This is a genomic window from Brevibacterium metallidurans (genome assembly GCF_037101285.1).
GTDB classification, from domain to species: Bacteria; Actinomycetota; Actinomycetes; order Actinomycetales; family Brevibacteriaceae; genus Brevibacterium; species Brevibacterium metallidurans.
Genome location: NZ_BAAAAF010000001.1, coordinates 274989 through 291222 on the forward strand (window position 1 = coordinate 274989; position 16234 = coordinate 291222).

Consider the following 16234-nt stretch of genomic DNA (forward strand, 5'->3'; position numbering starts at 1 on the left):
CCTGTGGATTTGAACAGTGTTCTGCAAACAGTTGACGCCGCCGTGATCGAAAGAGGGTGAATGACAAAGACCCCGGGGCGCGTAATCGCGTCATCCCGGGGTCCTCGCAGCACTCCCCTCGAGTACCCGGACGCATCCCCATACGTCCGTTATGTCCACCCGATCCCCACCGGGCGGACATCACAATTTCACCACACCTTCCGCCTCGTTGTAAAGGTTGATCTCCTACTTATTTACTCTCATTGAATGAGAGATTCGACGTCTCTGAGACGAGAACCCGCTGATGAGAGCGTCGGTCGAGATGGTTCAACCCTCAACTTTCCTAGTCATTCAGGGTCGAAAAAAACTTTGCGAAAAAGTTCTCACGGGATTCCTCCGGCACCGCCTCCACGCTGCCGCGATCATGCCGGCGGTCGAATGCGAATCCCTGAGAACCCCGTCGGACGAGACCGCGCGGAACGAACCGGGCGAACTTCGCGACCAGCGAGTACTGCCAACCGGGAATCGACACCACCCTGCCGCGGCGGGCATCGTGCAGGGAAGTGCGCACGACGTCATCGACGCTCAGCCAGATCCACTCCGGCCCCGGTCGTTTCGCCCCGAGCCGTTCGTGGAACTCCGTGCGGACGAACCCGGGCAGCACCGCAGTGACGGTCACCGGGGTCTCCCGCAGCTCCCCGGCGAGCGCTTCGGTGAAGACGAGGCTCGCCGCCTTCGACGCCGCGTACTGCCCCATCGTCGTCAGCGCGGCCAGAGAGGACACGGTGATGATGCCCCCGCGTCCGCGCTCCCGCATTCCCGCAGCTGCGGCGAGGGAGAGCTCGCGCACGGCACCGGAGAGCACCATGTCGAGGTCGGCGACGTCCTGCGGGTCGGACTCGAGGAGACCGTGCTTGAGCCCGTAGCCGGCATTGTTGACGAGCACGTCGACGCGACGGGTCTCGATGACCTCGACGACTGCGGCGATGTCCGCAGGCTGAGAGAGGTCGGCGATGACCACCTCGGCGACGATGCCGTTCTCGGATTCGAGCTGTGCTGCGAGCGCCTGCAGCCGCTCCGCACTGCGGGCGACGAGGATGAGGTCGAATCCCTCGGCCGCGAGCGCCCGGGCATAGCCGCGGCCCAGGCCCGCGCTCGCTCCGGTGACCAGAGCCCGGGGCACGGAGCCGCCCGCACCGGCGTCACGGGCCGTGGTCATTTCGCGCCCTGGCCCATCCGCACCGTCAGCGACTGCGCGGCCGTGCCGATGGGACCGAGCGCATCACTGAGCACGCTCGCCGTCTCCCCGACCCCGGTGGGTCCGAAGGCGACGCGGGTCTCGAAGCCGACCCAGCCCGGCTCGGGTGTGCGGACGAGGTGGATCGTGAGGTCGACGTTGGGGAAGAACGTCGTGCGCGGGTCGGCGCGGATCGCCAGGCCGTTCGCGGTGTCGACGAACTTGACGACGGCGGCCGCAGGCGGGTCGACCTCGCCGTCGACGAGCGGCAGCGGGGAGGTGATCCAGCTGCGGGCGAAGCCCGGTCGCGCATCGGCGTCCTGTCTGCCCTTGAGCGAGGCGATGTATCCCCCGCCCCAGCGGTCGCTGAACGGAGAGGCCGGCATCTCCTCCGGCGCAGGCAGCGGCGTCCATTCGCTGCCGGCCACTGCGGTGGTGTCGCTGCCGAGCAGACGCCACACCCGGGCCTGGATGCTCACCCGGTCGCCGTGGCGCATCGAGGCTTCGATGAGCTCGATCGTCCGGCCGGGGCGGACGACGCTGACGTCGATCGTGAACTCTCCGGAATGGATGACGCCGAGGATGTCGAAGCTCACCCGGGAGACGATCTTCTCGCTCGGCAGTCGGCGCTCCACCTCGGCGAGGACGAGGCCGGAGGCAGGGGCGAGATGCTGCTCCCCGGGCTGCCACGCGCCCTGACTGTGCAGCGTCGAGACGAAGCGGTCCTCACCGAGGCGCACATAGTAGGAGTCGGGGACGGTCGCGCCGTCGTGGCCGAGGTGGCGATTGAGAGCGTCAGGCATGCCGCCAGACTATCGGGTGCCATCGACGCGGACACCGTCTAGGGTGGAGGGGTGAGAATCGCGACGTGGAATGTCAACTCGATCCGTGCCCGTGCCGAGAGGATCGGAGCGTGGCTCGACCGCTCCGATGCCGATGTGCTGGCGATCCAGGAGCTCAAGTGCCGGGACGACCAGTTCCCGCGGGAGGTCTTCGACTCCCGCGGCTACGAGGTGGCCTTCCACGGGCTCAACCAGTGGAACGGGGTGGCGATCGCCTCCCGCGTGGGGCTTGAGGATCCGCAGATCGGCTTCGCGGGCATCCCCGCCTACGAGGACGTCGTCGAAGCGCGGGCGATCTCGGCGACGTGCGGAGGGGTGCGGGTCCATTCGCTCTACGTCCCCAACGGCCGCGAACTCGGCCACCCGCACCTCGACTACAAACTCCAGTGGTACCGGGCGCTGACCGACGTCGTCGCAGGCACGCTCGCAGCGGACCCCGAGGAGAAGCTCGTCCTCTGCGGTGACTTCAACGTCGCCCCCTTGGACGAGGACGTCTGGGACATGGCCGCCTTCGAAGGCGCGACCCACGTCTCCCCGCCCGAGCGACAGGCGTTCTCCGACCTCCTCGGCGCCGGCCTGACCGAGGTGACCCGCCAGTTCACGCCGGGACCCGGGGTCTACACGTACTGGGACTACCAGCAGCTGCGGTTCCCGAAGAAGCAGGGGATGCGCATCGACTTCGAACTCGCCTCCCCCGCGCTCGCGAAGACCGCGACGGCCGCGATGATCGACCGCGAGGAGCGCAAGGGCAAGGGGGCCTCCGACCACGCCCCCGTCGTCGTCGACTTCGAGGTCTGAGTCCTCGGCTGCGTCGTGCCGACCGTCCGCCGAGGCTGTTTCCTCGACTCGTGCTCTCCCCCGTTCCGACACCGGGTGAGCAAAGCGGCCGAAAGCATGGACATCGCCCCGCTCATCTGGTGAAGTTGGAGCAGGAGGAAGGTGACGACGATGTCAGCAACAGTCCGTGAGCTTGTCGGAGAGGCCTACGAACGGCGCGAGTCCACCTGGAGGGCGGCGCTGGAGACGGTCGAGGATTGGATCGACGCGGCGCGCTCGAGATCCCCCCAGCTCACCGAGGACCGGATGCGGATCGTCCCCGGCCGGATCAAGGATCCCCTGCGCACGGGAGAGAAGCTGCGCCGCAAACTCGCCGATGCCAACGACGAGATCCACGAGGCCGTCGAGGTGGAGAACCAGGTCATCGACGTCGTCGGTGCCCGCGCCGTGTGCCGCACCGAACGCGAGCAGTCAGTCCTCTGGGACATCCTCACCGATCCCAACGACGACTCCGCGATCAGCATCGTCGAGGTCCGCGACTACACGGCCCACCCCAAGCCGTCGGGCTACCGGGGCCGCCACCTCATCGTCGAGGTGCCCTTCGACTCCGAGCCCTCCGTGCTCGTCGAACTCCAGATCCGCACGATCCTCCAGGACGCCTGGTGCGTCCTCGCCGAGGAGCACCTGTTCAAACCCGGCCAGGTGCTCACCTCCGATTCGCAGCAGGAGAGGCTCTCCCTCGTCCTCGCCGGCCTCTTCGCGCAGGCCGACTCCGTGGCCGGGTTCATCGCCGACGACGTCGGCGCCTACCTGGGCCTCGGCAATGCGGCTCCCCCGCGGACGATGTCCGATCCCGCCGAGGAGGCTCCGTCGATCGAGGTGACGATCCGCGAGCTCAACCACTCCTACGTCCTCGCCGCCGACGAGGTGGGCCGCCACGGCATCATCCGCTTCGAAACGCTCGGACTCACCCCCGACAACCCCGACCGCGCGGGCCTGCCGTCCCCCGGCGACACGCTGCGGGTGCGCATGGACGAATCCCACTCGACCCGGTACTTCATCCCCGTCTCCGGCGAAGGCTGAACCGCCTCGGCGCACCGACTAGACTTGTCTCCCATGGGAAAGAAGTCGAAGCGCTCCAAGGAAGACCTCATCGCCAAGCGGCTGGCCAGGGCTCAGGCCACGGCCTTCATCGCTCGCCCCTTCGAGGGTCTGCCGTTCGAATCGGACCTCATCTGCCTGCGCGAACTCGTCCCCGCGGCGACCGCAGAGGTGCGGCTCAATGCCGAGCACGGCGGCCAGACGGTGACGATCGCCTCGCTGCTGCCCGCCGCCTGGCAGGCGTGGCGCCGCGAGGACGGCGAGGTCTACGCCGGCATGCAGGTGCCCGTGTCCTCGACCGATGCCTCCCGCGACGTCGCCCGCGGCATCCTCACCGCCGTCGAGGCGCAGCCGGGCACGACGGTGGAGGGAACCACCGAACCCGGTGAGGGTCCCCGACTTCAGGACATCCTCGACCTCGAGGCGCCCTTCGACGTCCGCGTCCGCGAATCCTTCGACTACTGGGACCTGCCCGGTGACGACGACGAGGTCGCCGCCGCCCTCGAGCAGGCGAACGAGTCGATCACCCCGACGGAGAAGCTCGCCTCGGTGACCGCCGCGTACTGGACGGAGATGTCCGGGCGCACCTACGTCCGCTGGGCCCGCAGCGAAGGCGAGGACCGCGTTGTCGACGCACTCGCCCGCCTCGCGGCCGTCGGCGGCAACGACCTCGGCGGGCCCGGGACGTTCCTCGGCTACTTCCGCGCCCACGGGATCATCATCCCCGTGTGGGAACTCGAGTTCGGCACGCAGGCCGACGACGTCGAGGAGCCGATCGCCGAGTTCGCGACCCGCCTCGATGCGGCGCTGTCCACGGACGAACCGCTGAGCACGGAAGCCCGCCGGGTCCGGTCGGGCATCGTCGCCCGCCAGCTCACCATCCACTGACCGTCACGCGGCCCCGCAGCGGGGTCTCGTGTCGTCAGTGTCAAGAGGAGAGGAAGAACTCCGTGCCCGAGCAGCGCACACCGAGCGGAATCGCCGCCGTCATCCCCGCGATGAACGAAGCCGAGAGGATCGCGGCGACCGTGGCGAGCACGAAGCTCATCCCCGGCGTCGACATCGTCATGGTCGTCGACGACGGGTCGAGCGACGACACCGGGACCGTCGCCCGGCGCGCCGGAGCCGAGGTCGTCACCCACCGGAAGAACAAGGGCAAGGCCGCGGCGATGATGACCGGTGCCTTCGCGATCCGCAACCGTGAGATCTCCGAGGCCGGCCCCGGTGAGACGCCCGCGCACCGAGCGCTGCTCTTCATCGACGGCGACCTCGAGGACTCCGCGGTCAACACCGCCCCGCTCGCGGCCCCGGTCCTGGCCGGCGAGGCGGATATGACGATCGCGATCCTGCCCGCCCAGAAGCGCAAGGGCGGCGGGTTCGGCCTGGTCGTCGGACTCGCGAAGAAGGGCATCGCCGAACTCTCCGGATTCGAAGCGACCCAACCGCTCTCGGGCATGCGCTGCCTGTCCCGTGAGGCCTTCGACGCGGCCCTGCCGTTCGCCGCCGGCTGGGGTGTGGAGACGGCGATGACGATCGACGTCGTCAACGCCGGTCTGCGCGTCGAGGAGGTCGAATGCGACCTCCACCACCGGGTCACCGGACGCGACCTCAAGGCCCAGCTCCATCGCGCCGCGCAGTACCGCGACGTGGCCCGGGCCCTGCTCGTGCGCAGGCTCGCTGCCCGCAGGGCGAAGGCGCAGAAGTGAGGTACGCGTACCTCGGCCCCGAGGCGACGTTCACCGAGGCGGCGCTGCTGACCTACCTCGATGCGAAGGGCCTGCGCGAACAGGCCACGATCCAGCCGATGCGCGGGGCCGCCTCGGCGCTGGACTCCGTCCTCGAAGGCGAGAGCACGGCCGCCATCGTCCCGATCGAGAACTCCGTCGAAGGCGGAGTGCCGGCGACGATCGATGCGCTCACCGAGCACGGGGACCTCCAGATCATCGCCGAGGTGGTCGTGCCCGTCCGCTTCGTCCTCGCCGTGCGCCCGGGCACCGACGCGATCACCTCGTTCGGCTCCCATCCCCACGGCGAAGCGCAGGTGCGCGCCTACATGGCCGAGCACTACCCCGACGCCGTCTACATCCCCACCTCGTCGACGGCCGCCGCGGCCCGCGACCTCGCCGGCAACGCCAGTGACCATGTCGCCGCCGTGTGCCCTGCCCTGGCCGCCGAACGCTACGGCCTCGAGATCGTGGCCGAGGACATCGGCGACCGCCAGGACGCCGTGACCCGGTTCGTCGTCGTCGCCCTGCCCGGGCAGATCCCCGAGCCGACCGGTGCGGACAAGACGACGCTCGTCGCCGCCCTGCGCTCCGACCGGCCGGGCGCCCTCCTCGAACTCCTCGAGCAGTTCTCGACCCGGGGCATCACGATGTCGCGGATCGAATCCCGACCCACCGGCGACCGGCTCGGCCTCTACCAGTTCTCCATCGACCTCCTCGGCCACATCCGGGAGGCCCGCGTCGCCGATGCGCTCCTCGGCGTCCACCGGGTGGCGATGAGCGTGAAGTTCCTCGGCAGCTATCCCAGCGCCGATGCCACCCGTCCGATCATCGACCCGACGACGACGGACTCCTCGTTCGCCGAGGCGAGCGCGTGGCTGACCGGAGTCCTCGACCGGGACTGAACCGCCGGGACTGAACCCGCCTGGACCGGTCCGCCGGGACCGGCCCGCCGGGACCGGTCTGCCGATCCGACCGCACCGCCTCGACGAAGGAGTCGACCTTGGAGCCCAACAGCGCAGCAGCCGCCGACGCCGAGACCCCCGATGCGATCGTCGTCGGGGCGGGACTCGCCGGACTCGTCGCCGCGTACGAGCTCACCCGGGCCGGCCGGCGCGTGCTCATCGTCGACCAGGAGAATAGGGCCACCCTCGGCGGTCAGGCCCACTGGTCGCTCGGCGGGCTCTTCCTCGTCGACTCCCCCGAGCAGCGTCGCCTCGGCGTCCGGGACTCCCTGGACCTCGCCCGGCAGGACTGGGCCGCCTCGGCGGGATTCGACAGGGACAGCGACCGCTGGCCGCGCGCCTGGGCAGAGGCCTACCTCGAGTTCGCCGCCGGGGAGAAGCGGGGCTACCTCCGCGACCTCGGCCTGCGGCTGACGCCGATCGTCGGCTGGGCCGAACGCGGCGGTGGCGGTGCCGACGAACACGGGAACTCCGTGCCCCGGTTCCATCTCACGTGGGGCACCGGCCCCGAGGTCGTGCGCATCTTCCGCGAACCTCTCGAAGCCGCCGAGGCGGACGGCCGGGTCGACTTCCGCTTCCGCCACCGCGTCGATGAGCTGATCACCGAGGGCGGCACGGTCGTCGGAGTCCGCGGGCACGTGCTCGCCCCGAGCCCCACGGCCCGAGGTGTGGCCTCGAACCGGGAGGAGATCGGCACCTTCGCCTTCCGGGCGTCCGCCGTCATCGTCACCACCGGCGGGATCGGGCACAACTTCGACCTCATGCGCCGGTACTGGCCGACCGAGCGCCTCGGCGAATTCCCGTCCCGGATGCTCGCCGGGGTGCCCGCCCACGTCGACGGTCGGATGCTCGAGATCGCCGAGGCGGCCGGGGCGAACCTCATCAACCGGGACCGGATCTGGGCGTACACCGAGGGCATCGAGAACTGGAACCCCGTGTGGCCGAATCACGGGATCCGCATCATCCCCGGCCCCTCCTCGCTGTGGTTCGACGCCGAAGGTCGACGCCTGCCCGCCCCGAACTATCCGGGCTTCGACACGAACCGGACGATGCGGGCGATCCTGACCACCGGCCACGACTACTCGTGGTTCGTCCTCAACTCCGCGATCATCAGCAAGGAGTTCGCGCTCTCGGGCTCCGAGCAGAACCCGGACATCACCCTCAAGGACTGGCGGCTGACCCTCGAGCGCGCCCGTTCGGGCGAGGCCCCGGGCCCGGTCGAGGCGTTCATGCGCTTCGGGTCCGACTTCGTCGTCGCCGAGTCCACCGAGGAGCTCGTGGCGGGGATGAACGCCCGCTCCCGCGGTCCCGTCATCGACCATGACCGCCTCGTCGCCCAGATCCGCGACCGGGACCGGGAGGCTGACGACCCGGAGGCCGCCGACGAACAGGTGAAGGCGATCCACGCAGCCCGGCGGTACCTCGGCGATCGGATCGTCAGGGTGGCAGCCCCGCACGCGATCCTCGACCCCGCCCACGGACCGCTCATCGCGGTGCGCCTGAGTCCGCTCTCGCGCAAGACGCTCGGCGGACTGGAGACGAACCTCGACTCCCAGGTCCTCGACTCCCAGGGCGAACCGATCCCCGGGCTCTATGCCGCGGGCGAGGTCGCCGGGTTCGGCGGCGGCGGAATGCACGGGTACAACGCGCTCGAGGGGACGTTCCTCGGCGGCTGCATCTTCTCCGGACTCCGGGCGGGGCGGGCCGTGCGCTGACCGGGTCAGCGCCTCTGTCAGACGGCGTGCGCCCGGGTCAGGCGGTGGAGTCGGGGGTCTCGTCGGCGACCGCCTCGGCGGCGGAATCACCGGGCGCCGGGCGCTGCAGCCGTGACGGGGTGAGGTACTGGGTCGTCGAGATCCCGAGCACCCGCTGCTGGCGGGTGAGGTTGTACGTGCGGTCGAACTGGAGGTATTCGACGAGGAAGAGCCGGGCGCTGTCGCCGCGCTTGAAGAACGACTTCACCTTGAGCCCGACCTTCGCGGCCACGAGCGCCTTGTCCTTCGCGATCGCCTCGATGACGACGGGGTCGTAGCCCATCCGCGCGAAATGCGTGGCCACGGCGTCCTTGAGCCGGTACGGGATGGGATCGCCGATGTTGAACGGACCCGAGGCCGAGGGCACGTCGAGGCACGCGAGCGCGACGCGGACGAGGTTGTCGATCGCCGTCAGCGTCATTTTCTGCCGCCCGCCTCCGGGCAGGGTGAGCACGCCCTTGCGCGCGAAGCAGCGCAGGCTGGGCATGAACATCGTCTCCCCGGGACCGTAGACGGCGGCCGGGCGGAGGATCGCGGCGTCGGGGCGGATGCGGGTGACGAGCTGCTCGGCGAGGACATGCGTCTTCGCGTACGCGTCGTGGTACTCGTTCGGGTCCTTCGGCCCCGCCTCCTCCCAGAGGTCGGTGTGGGGCGCGGTCGGCGAGTAGACGGTCGTCGAGGAGAGGTGGACGATCCGCGCACCCTCGAAGGCGTCGAAGACGTTGCGCGTACCCGTCACCCTGACGTCGTAGAGGTCCTCGTACGAGGCGGTGACGTCGTGGATGCCCGCACAGTGGAAGACGGCGGTGACATTCTTCGCCAGCGAGCGCACGGGCGCGGGCGCCTCGGTGCGGATGTCCCATTCCTGGAAGTTCACACCCGGGATCTGGGGGTCGCGTCGGCACAGAGCGTAGACCGGCTCCTCGCGCGTCGCCAGAGCCCGGGCGATGGCACCGCCGATGAAGCCGCTCGCCCCGGTCACCACTATCGCCACGGCCGCTCCTTGCTCCTCTTTCCGGGTGCAGCGCATCCCCCTTCGCGGCGCTTCGCATCCGGCCGAACAGGCTTCGGTCAGGGGGAGTCCGCGCTGCACACGGAACACTGCCTTGCCTAAGGCAACTGTAACCGACGGGGCCGCGGGCCCCGGCGGGAGGGCCCGGAAATTCACCCCCCACAGCAGCGCATCCGGAGAATACAATTGCCTCAGTCGTAACCTTCCTTGCCCCAGCCGCGCTGCCTCAGGAGTCCCCGATGACGACACTGCTCATGGTCATCGGCTTCGGCGCTGCCACGAGCATCGTCGTGGGCATCGGGCAGAAGGTCCGACTCCCGTGGCCGGCGCTCATGGTCGTCATCGGCATCGCGGGTGCCTTCATCCCCACCTTCGCCGAGGTGACGATCGAACCCGATCTCATCCTCCCCCTCTTCCTCCCTCCCCTCCTCTTCGCCGCGGCGCAGAAGACCTCGTGGGCGCTGTTCGCGATCCGGTGGCGCTCGATCCTCGGCATGGCCGTGGCCCTCGTCGGGGTCACGGTGGCCGCGGTCGCCGGCTCCGCGCTCCTCCTCATCCCCGGCATCACGATCGCCGCGGCCATCGCCCTGGGCGCGATGCTCGCCCCACCCGACCCCGTCGCCGTCGATGCGGTCGCGGGCACCGTCTCGATACCTCGGCGGATCATGTCCTCCCTCCAGAGCGAAGGACTGTTCAACGACGCCGCCTCCCTCGTCATCTTCCAGACCGCGATGGCCGCGGCCCTGGCCGGCACCGAGGTCGACTTCGGTGAGCTCATTCTCGCCTTCCTCCTCTCCGCCGTCGTCGCGATCGCCATCGGCTTCGCCGTCGTCGCCGTGGTGTGGTGGGTGATGTCGCGCATCGACCATACGATCGCCCGCTCCTCGCTCATGCTCGTCCTGCCCTTCGGCGTCTACCTGCTCGCCGAGCACTTCCACGCCAGCGGAGTCATCGCCGTCGTCGTCGCCGCCCTCGAGGTGCGCAGGCGCGACGTCGAGGGCAACTCCGCCGAACGTGTCACCCAGGCCTCCACGTGGCAGGTCCTCGAGATGCTCATCACCGGCATCGCCTTCGGGCTCATCGGCCTCGACCTGCGGCTCATCGCGGAGAGGGAGAGCGGCGACCTCGGTCGGGCCGTGCTCATCGGGCTCGCGATCGCGGGTGTGATCGTCCTCGTGCGCTTCGCGTGGCTGCTCCTGGGCACCGCGCTCGCGGCCACGCGTGGGCGAGATGACCCGGATGCGGCGCCTCTGTCCGTCCGCGACGCTGTGCTCATGACCTGGGGCGGGATGCGCGGGCTGGCCACGATCGCCTTGGCGCTGTCGATCCCGCAGGTCACCGCCACCGGGGAGCCGTTCCCGGGGCGCACCTACATGGTCGTCGCCGCTGCCGTCGTCCTCCTGATCACGCTGGTGTTCGCCGGGCTGAGCTTCCCCACCGTCGTGGGCATGCTCGGCATCGACGACGAGGAGGAGCGGGAGCGGGCGCAGACCGCGCAGATCGCCAAGCGCGCCTATGCCGCGGCCCTGGCCCAGATCAAGGCCGACGACACCCTCCCCGACGATGTCACCGAAGCCCTGCGGGCCCGCTTCAAGTCCCTGCGCACTCAGCTGCTGGGCACCCCCGACGATCAGGCGAGTGCCGAACAGGCGGCGGCGTTCAAGGAGAACCGCGGAAAGCTCATCGCCGTGCAGAAGAAGGCGATGCAGGCCGCCCGGACGGAAGTGCTCAAGGCCCGCAACGAACGCGGCACCGACCCGGAGATCGCCGACAGGGTGCTCCGGCGCTTCGACCTGCAGGCGGTGATGCAGCCCTGAGATTTCCGCACAATCCTAAAGTTGAGTGGAATAGACTCAACTTTGGAGGCGTTGAACCGAAGAGAAGCAGTCACACACCAATCACAAGGAGATGCGCATGGACGCACAGATGACGACCAAGTCACGTGAGGCGCTGCAGGCGGCGGTCAACGACGTCGTCGCACGCCACAACAACCAGATCGAACCCGCCCACCTCGTCGCGGCCCTGCTCGAGCAGCCCGATTCGCTGGCCTCGAACCTGCTGGCCAAGGTCGGCGCCGACCGCCAGTCGGTGCTCACCGCCGTCGACGCAGTCATCGGCGGCTTCCCCACCGTCAGCGGATCCTCCGTCTCACAGCCGAGCCTGTCCCGGGCCGGACTCGAGATGATGAACCTCGCCCAGGAGGAGATGACGGCGCTCGGCGACCAGTTCGTCTCCACCGAACACCTCCTGCTCGCCGCCGCGGCGATGCACGACGGCTCCGGTGACGCCCTGCGCGCCAACGGCGCGAGCCGCGATGCGCTGCTCGCCGCCCTGCCCGAGCTGCGCGGAGGCAAGAAGGTCACCTCGGAGAACCCCGAGGACACGATGCAGTCGCTGGAGAAGTTCGGCATCGACCTCACCGCCGCCGCCCGCGACGGCAAGCTCGATCCGGTCATCGGCCGCGACAAGGAGGTGCGCCGGGTCATCCAGGTGCTCTCGCGGCGGACGAAGAACAACCCCGTGCTCATCGGCGAGCCCGGCGTCGGCAAGACCGCCGTCGTCGAGGGCCTCGCCCAGCGCATCGTCGCCGGCGACGTGCCGGAGTCCCTGCGGGACAAGACGCTCATCAGCCTCGACCTCTCGGCCATGGTGGCCGGCGCGAAGTACCGCGGCGAGTTCGAGGAGCGCCTCAAGGCCGTGCTCGAGGAGATCAAGAACGCCGACGGCCAGATCATCACCTTCATCGACGAGCTCCACACGATCGTCGGCGCAGGCGCCGGCGGGGACTCCTCGATGGATGCCGGCAACATGCTCAAGCCGATGCTCGCCCGCGGTGAGCTGCGGCTCATCGGCGCGACGACGCTCGACGAGTACCGGGAGAACATCGAGAAGGATCCGGCGCTCGAACGCCGCTTCCAGCAGGTGTTCGTCGGGGAGCCGAGCGTCGAGGACACGATCGCGATCCTCCGCGGCCTCAAGGAGCGCTACGAGGCCCACCACAAGGTCTCGATCAACGACGGCGCCCTCGTCGCCGCCGCCGGACTGTCGAACCGGTACATCACCGGCCGTCAGCTCCCGGACAAGGCGATCGACCTGGTCGACGAGGCGGCATCACGGCTGCGGATGGAGATCGACTCGGCCCCGGTCGAGATCGACGAGCTCCGCCGCGGCGTCGACCGCCTGAAGATGGAGGACATGGCCCTGTCGAAGGAGACCGACTCCGCATCGCAGGAGCGCCTGAGCAATCTGCGCGCCGACCTCGCCGACAAGGAGGAGCAGCTGCGCACTCTCGAGGCGACGTGGGAGTCCCAGCGGGCCGGCCTCAACCGGGTCGGTGAGCTCAAGACGAAGCTCGACGAGCTGCGTTCGCAGGCCGAGAAGGCCCAGCGCGACACCGACCTCGAGACCGCGTCCCGGCTGCTCTACGGGGAGATCCCCGCGGTGCAGAAGGAGATCGCCGAGGCCGAGGCCGAAGAGGCCGAAGCCGACGCGGGTCAGACCTCCGACCCGATGGTCAGCGACAAGGTCACGGCCAACGACATCGCCGAGGTGGTGGCGTCGTGGACGGGTATTCCCGCCGGACGTCTCATGCAGGGAGAGGTCGAGAAGCTCCTCGGCGCCGAGAACGAACTGGGCAAGCGCCTCATCGGGCAGAAGGACGCCGTGGCTGCGGTCTCCGACGCCATCCGCCGCTCGCGGGCAGGCGTGTCCGATCCTGATCGTCCCACCGGTTCGTTCCTCTTCCTCGGACCGACCGGTGTCGGCAAGACGGAGCTGGCGAAGTCGCTCGCCGACTTCCTCTTCGACGATGAGAAGGCTCTCATCCGCATCGACATGAGTGAGTACGGGGAGAAGCACACGGTCTCCCGCCTCGTCGGTGCCCCTCCGGGCTACGTCGGCTACGACGAGGGCGGTCAGCTCACCGAGGCGGTCCGCCGTCGGCCGTACTCCGTCGTCCTGCTCGACGAGGTGGAGAAGGCGCATCCGAGTGTCTTCGACATCCTCCTCCAGGTCCTCGACGACGGTCGTCTCACCGACGGTCAGGGTCGCACGGTCGACTTCCGGAACACGATCCTCATCCTCACCTCGAACCTCGGTTCGCAGTTCCTCGTCGATCAGGCGATGACCGCGCAGGAGCAGAAGGATGCGGTCATGGACGTCGTGGCCTCGGCGTTCAAGCCGGAGTTCCTCAACCGCCTCGACGACATCGTGCTCTTCGATGCGCTGAGCAACGACGAGCTCACCTCGATCGTCGACCTGCAGATCAAGAGCATGGACAAGCGCCTCGCGGATCGTCGGATCACCCTCGACGTGACGCAGGAGGCCAAGGACTGGCTCGCGCTCGAAGGCTACGATCCGGCCTACGGCGCACGGCCGCTGCGCCGTCTCGTGCAGCGCGAGATCGGGGACAAGCTGGCGCGGAAGCTGCTCGCCGGCGACATCCAGGACGGCGACACGGTGCTCGTGACGATGCCCGAGCACGCCGACACCACGGGTCTGGAGCTCCAAGCCAAGCAGTGAGGCCTGCGGACTGATCGGCTCGATCGAAGGAGGGGCGACCATCACGGTCGCCCCTCCTTCCGCATGTCCGGGCGGCAGGGGCCTCTCGGTGTGTCTGGGCGGCAGGGGCCTCGCGGTGTGTCTGGGCGGCAGGGGCCTCGCGGTGTGTCTGGGCGGCAGGTGCCCTTCTGTGGAGGATCCGATGCGAAATCGAGGCCATTGTCGCATCGGATCCTCCACCGAGAGCGCCGTGGCGGCGCAGTCGGTGGCGTGGTCGGCCGTCAGTGCGGCGTCAGGGCGTTGGGACTTGCGGTGTCAGGGCGTTGGGACGCTGCGACTTGCGGTGTCAGGGCGTTGGGGTGCCCCGCGGGTCGAGGTCCACCAGCGCCGGAGGAACGCCCCGAACCTCTCGAAGCTGCGGTCCTTGATGAAGATCGCGTCGACGGCGATCATCGTCAGCGAGAACCACGGCAGCCCCATGAGCAGGGCGATGCCGAGGTGGAAGGAGAGGATCCCGATGAGGGCCACGACGCGGGTCCACCGGTTGAAGAGCATGAACGGGAATGCGACCTGGAAGAGGATCGAACCCCACGAGATGACGACGACGCCGGGCCCCCAGGCTGTGACGAGGTCGGAGAGGACCGGCCAGGTGCCGAACTGCTGCGTCTGCAGGGGGTTGTACACGGCGAACCCGTGCTGCCACGCGGTGCCGCCGGCCTTGTAGAGGCCGCCGGACATGTAGATCGAGCACACCTGGAAGGCGAGGACGACGATCGCCAGGTTGTTGGCCATGATGAGGATCCAGCGGAACTCCCCGCCGTCCGTCTCCGGGAAGGCGGGATTGCGCTTCCGGCGGCGCCTGGCGTCGAGCGACCACCTGCGGGTCGTGTCGGCGAAGAGGAGGGCGATGAGGAACATGCGGTAGGCGTTGTCGCCCTGGTCGCCGGCGCTGTCGTTGAGCTCGATGAAGCTCACCCAGAGGATGAGGTAGAAGGGCAGGATGATGCGCGTGCGCCAGCCGAGGATGACGGTGATCGCGAGGAGCCCGAGCACGACGATGAGCGCGGTGTAGAGCGGCGGGTTGGTCACCGTCCGGTGGAAGAGCGAGAACAGCCAGATGTTCGGGAAGTCGCTCTTCGGAGCCGCGATCTCGCCGTTCCAGGCAGCCCCCACCCCGAAGGCGTAGTTGCGGGCCGCGAAGTTCGTCAGCAGCAGGCCGAGGCCGGCAACCCCCATGAGGATGCGGGTCACGGCCAGGCCGTAGGTCGCGTGGTAGCGGCCGGTGAGCATCTCCTCGAGCCAGGCCCAGCCGCGGCCGAGCTTCGCGACCGCCCGGGAGACGAGCGAGCCCCCGTCGGTCGGGACGTCGGCGCGTGCGGCTTCGGTCGCCTCGGCGCGGTCAGGGTGGTCGGTCGTCGCCGTCAGCGTCGGCGCTGTCTCCTCGGCGCGCCTGTCGTCACTGCTCATCGACGCACCTCACTGTGTCGGAGGAGCAGAAGTACTCGGCGAACTCCTCGTTCGACTGGTTCTCGGCGAAGGACAGTGCCCTCCAGCCGACGGGGACGGGCTGGATAGCCGGGCGTTCGGCGTCCTTGTCGTTGCGCTGGGCGAAGGGGACGACGTTCTGCCGAGCCGCCTGGTACTGCACCCGCTGGACGTCATCGCCCCAGACGGCGAGCGCCACCTGCGTCGCGTACCGGGTCGCCACCTGCTCGTCCTCGAGATAGCCGGCGACCGCGCCGTCGGGGTCGTCGAACTCCGCGAGCTTGGATTCGAGGCGGTCGACGGAGTCGTCGCCCTTGAAGTAGTCGAGCGCGACGATCGCCTTGTGGTCGTCGCTGAGGTCCTCCCACGAGCCCTTGAGATCGGAGGCGACGCCGATGCCCAGGCCGGCCGATCGCGGCGGGAAGAGCTTGTACTTCGAGTGGTCGATCTCGACGTCGGTGGCCCGGACCCAGTCTGTCGTCGTCTCCCCGCCGTCGGGCGTCGAGACGACGGCACGGACGTCGAAGTAGTAGTCGCCGTTGATCGGCTCGGGCGCGAACACGCTCCACGACTGCCCCCACATCGGGATCATGTACTTCGAGAGCAGGTCGCCGGGGATGACTTCGCGCAGGGTCGACGACGGAGCGATCCAGAGGAATGTCGCGAACAGGTGGAAACCCGTGATCGCCATGGCGATGACCATGATCGTGCGTTTGAGCACGGGGTTCGGCCGTTTCGCCGGGGTCGTCTTCTCGTCCATCTCAGTTCCAGGTGGGCAACGGTGGGTCCGTGCGATCGCCCCGAGTCCGGGGAGTCACCTGGCCGGGAGTCACCCGTGGGCAGACACCTGTTCAGGAA

13 protein-coding genes are annotated in these 16234 nt (G+C 69.0%); 8 read left to right on the top strand and 5 right to left on the bottom strand.

The features are described 5' to 3' along the window. Positions 1-322: 322 nt before the first annotated feature. Positions 323-1198 carry an SDR family NAD(P)-dependent oxidoreductase gene (locus AACX88_RS01180; RefSeq protein WP_339391260.1) on the bottom strand — a complete coding sequence of 292 codons (876 nt, stop codon included), beginning with the start codon at positions 1196-1198 and terminating at the stop codon, positions 323-325. After that, positions 1195-2019: a thioesterase family protein gene (locus AACX88_RS01185; RefSeq protein WP_339391261.1), complete on the bottom strand. Its 825-nt coding sequence runs from the start codon at positions 2017-2019 to the stop codon at positions 1195-1197. The genes AACX88_RS01180 and AACX88_RS01185 overlap by 4 nt, the downstream gene beginning before the upstream one ends. A 51-nt stretch (positions 2020-2070) precedes the next feature. Between AACX88_RS01185 and AACX88_RS01190 the strand changes: the two genes are divergently transcribed. The 6 genes from AACX88_RS01190 to AACX88_RS01215 all read left to right on the top strand — a co-directional run bounded on the left by AACX88_RS01190 (position 2071) and on the right by AACX88_RS01215 (position 8340). Then, positions 2071-2856, top strand: coding sequence for an exodeoxyribonuclease III (locus AACX88_RS01190; RefSeq protein ID WP_339391262.1), 786 nt, complete (start codon positions 2071-2073; stop codon positions 2854-2856). Between the two features lie 150 nt (positions 2857-3006). Beyond that, positions 3007-3918, top strand: coding sequence for a GTP pyrophosphokinase (locus AACX88_RS01195; RefSeq protein WP_339391263.1), 912 nt, complete (start codon positions 3007-3009; stop codon positions 3916-3918). A 33-nt stretch (positions 3919-3951) separates the two neighbouring features. Continuing rightward, positions 3952-4824: a DUF5926 family protein gene (locus AACX88_RS01200; RefSeq protein WP_339391265.1), complete on the top strand. Its 873-nt coding sequence runs from the start codon at positions 3952-3954 to the stop codon at positions 4822-4824. 62 nt (positions 4825-4886) lie between these two features. Next, positions 4887-5642 (top strand): glycosyltransferase family 2 protein, encoded by a 756-nt coding sequence (locus AACX88_RS01205; RefSeq protein WP_339391266.1) that lies wholly within the window; start codon positions 4887-4889, stop codon positions 5640-5642. Then, on the top strand, positions 5639-6565 hold the full coding sequence (pheA, locus tag AACX88_RS01210; RefSeq protein ID WP_339391267.1) for a prephenate dehydratase: 927 nt from the start codon (positions 5639-5641) through the stop codon (positions 6563-6565). Before AACX88_RS01205 ends, pheA begins: the two co-directional genes overlap by 4 nt. A gap of 98 nt (positions 6566-6663) precedes the next feature. Then, complete coding sequence (locus AACX88_RS01215) at positions 6664-8340, top strand: FAD-binding dehydrogenase (protein ID WP_339391268.1); 1677 nt, start codon at positions 6664-6666, stop codon at positions 8338-8340. Between the two features lie 37 nt (positions 8341-8377). On the opposite strand, the gene AACX88_RS01220 is transcribed toward AACX88_RS01215, so the two are convergent. After that, positions 8378-9373 carry an NAD-dependent epimerase/dehydratase family protein gene (locus AACX88_RS01220; protein ID WP_339391269.1) on the bottom strand — a complete coding sequence of 332 codons (996 nt, stop codon included), beginning with the start codon at positions 9371-9373 and terminating at the stop codon, positions 8378-8380. A 257-nt stretch (positions 9374-9630) separates the two neighbouring features. Here AACX88_RS01220 and AACX88_RS01225 point away from each other — a divergent pair, with 257 nt between their 5' ends. Both AACX88_RS01225 and clpB read left to right on the top strand, forming a co-directional pair. Further along, positions 9631-11208 (top strand): Na+/H+ antiporter, encoded by a 1578-nt coding sequence (locus tag AACX88_RS01225; RefSeq protein WP_339391270.1) that lies wholly within the window; start codon positions 9631-9633, stop codon positions 11206-11208. 97 nt (positions 11209-11305) lie between these two features. Next, complete coding sequence (gene clpB / locus AACX88_RS01230) at positions 11306-13912, top strand: ATP-dependent chaperone ClpB (protein ID WP_339391271.1); 2607 nt, start codon at positions 11306-11308, stop codon at positions 13910-13912. Between the two features lie 294 nt (positions 13913-14206). Here the strand turns inward: clpB and AACX88_RS01235 are convergent, their stop codons facing one another. Then, on the bottom strand, positions 14207-15358 hold the full coding sequence (locus tag AACX88_RS01235; protein WP_339391272.1) for an HTTM domain-containing protein: 1152 nt from the start codon (positions 15356-15358) through the stop codon (positions 14207-14209). Beyond that, positions 15348-16136: a DUF5819 family protein gene (locus AACX88_RS01240; RefSeq protein WP_339391273.1), complete on the bottom strand. Its 789-nt coding sequence runs from the start codon at positions 16134-16136 to the stop codon at positions 15348-15350. Before AACX88_RS01240 ends, AACX88_RS01235 begins: the two co-directional genes overlap by 11 nt. Between the last annotated feature and the right edge of the window lie 98 nt (positions 16137-16234).

Coding starts and splice junctions, on each gene's coding strand:
- AACX88_RS01180 (WP_339391260.1), bottom strand. CDS start 1,198: ATGACCACGGCCCGTGACGCCGGTGCGGGCGGCTCCGTGCCCCGGGCT.
- AACX88_RS01185 (WP_339391261.1), bottom strand. CDS start 2,019: ATGCCTGACGCTCTCAATCGCCACCTCGGCCACGACGGCGCGACCGTC.
- AACX88_RS01195 (WP_339391263.1), top strand. CDS start 3,007: ATGTCAGCAACAGTCCGTGAGCTTGTCGGAGAGGCCTACGAACGGCGC.
- AACX88_RS01200 (WP_339391265.1), top strand. CDS start 3,952: ATGGGAAAGAAGTCGAAGCGCTCCAAGGAAGACCTCATCGCCAAGCGG.
- AACX88_RS01225 (WP_339391270.1), top strand. CDS start 9,631: ATGACGACACTGCTCATGGTCATCGGCTTCGGCGCTGCCACGAGCATC.
- clpB (WP_339391271.1), top strand. CDS start 11,306: ATGGACGCACAGATGACGACCAAGTCACGTGAGGCGCTGCAGGCGGCG.
- AACX88_RS01235 (WP_339391272.1), bottom strand. CDS start 15,358: ATGAGCAGTGACGACAGGCGCGCCGAGGAGACAGCGCCGACGCTGACG.
- AACX88_RS01240 (WP_339391273.1), bottom strand. CDS start 16,136: ATGGACGAGAAGACGACCCCGGCGAAACGGCCGAACCCCGTGCTCAAA.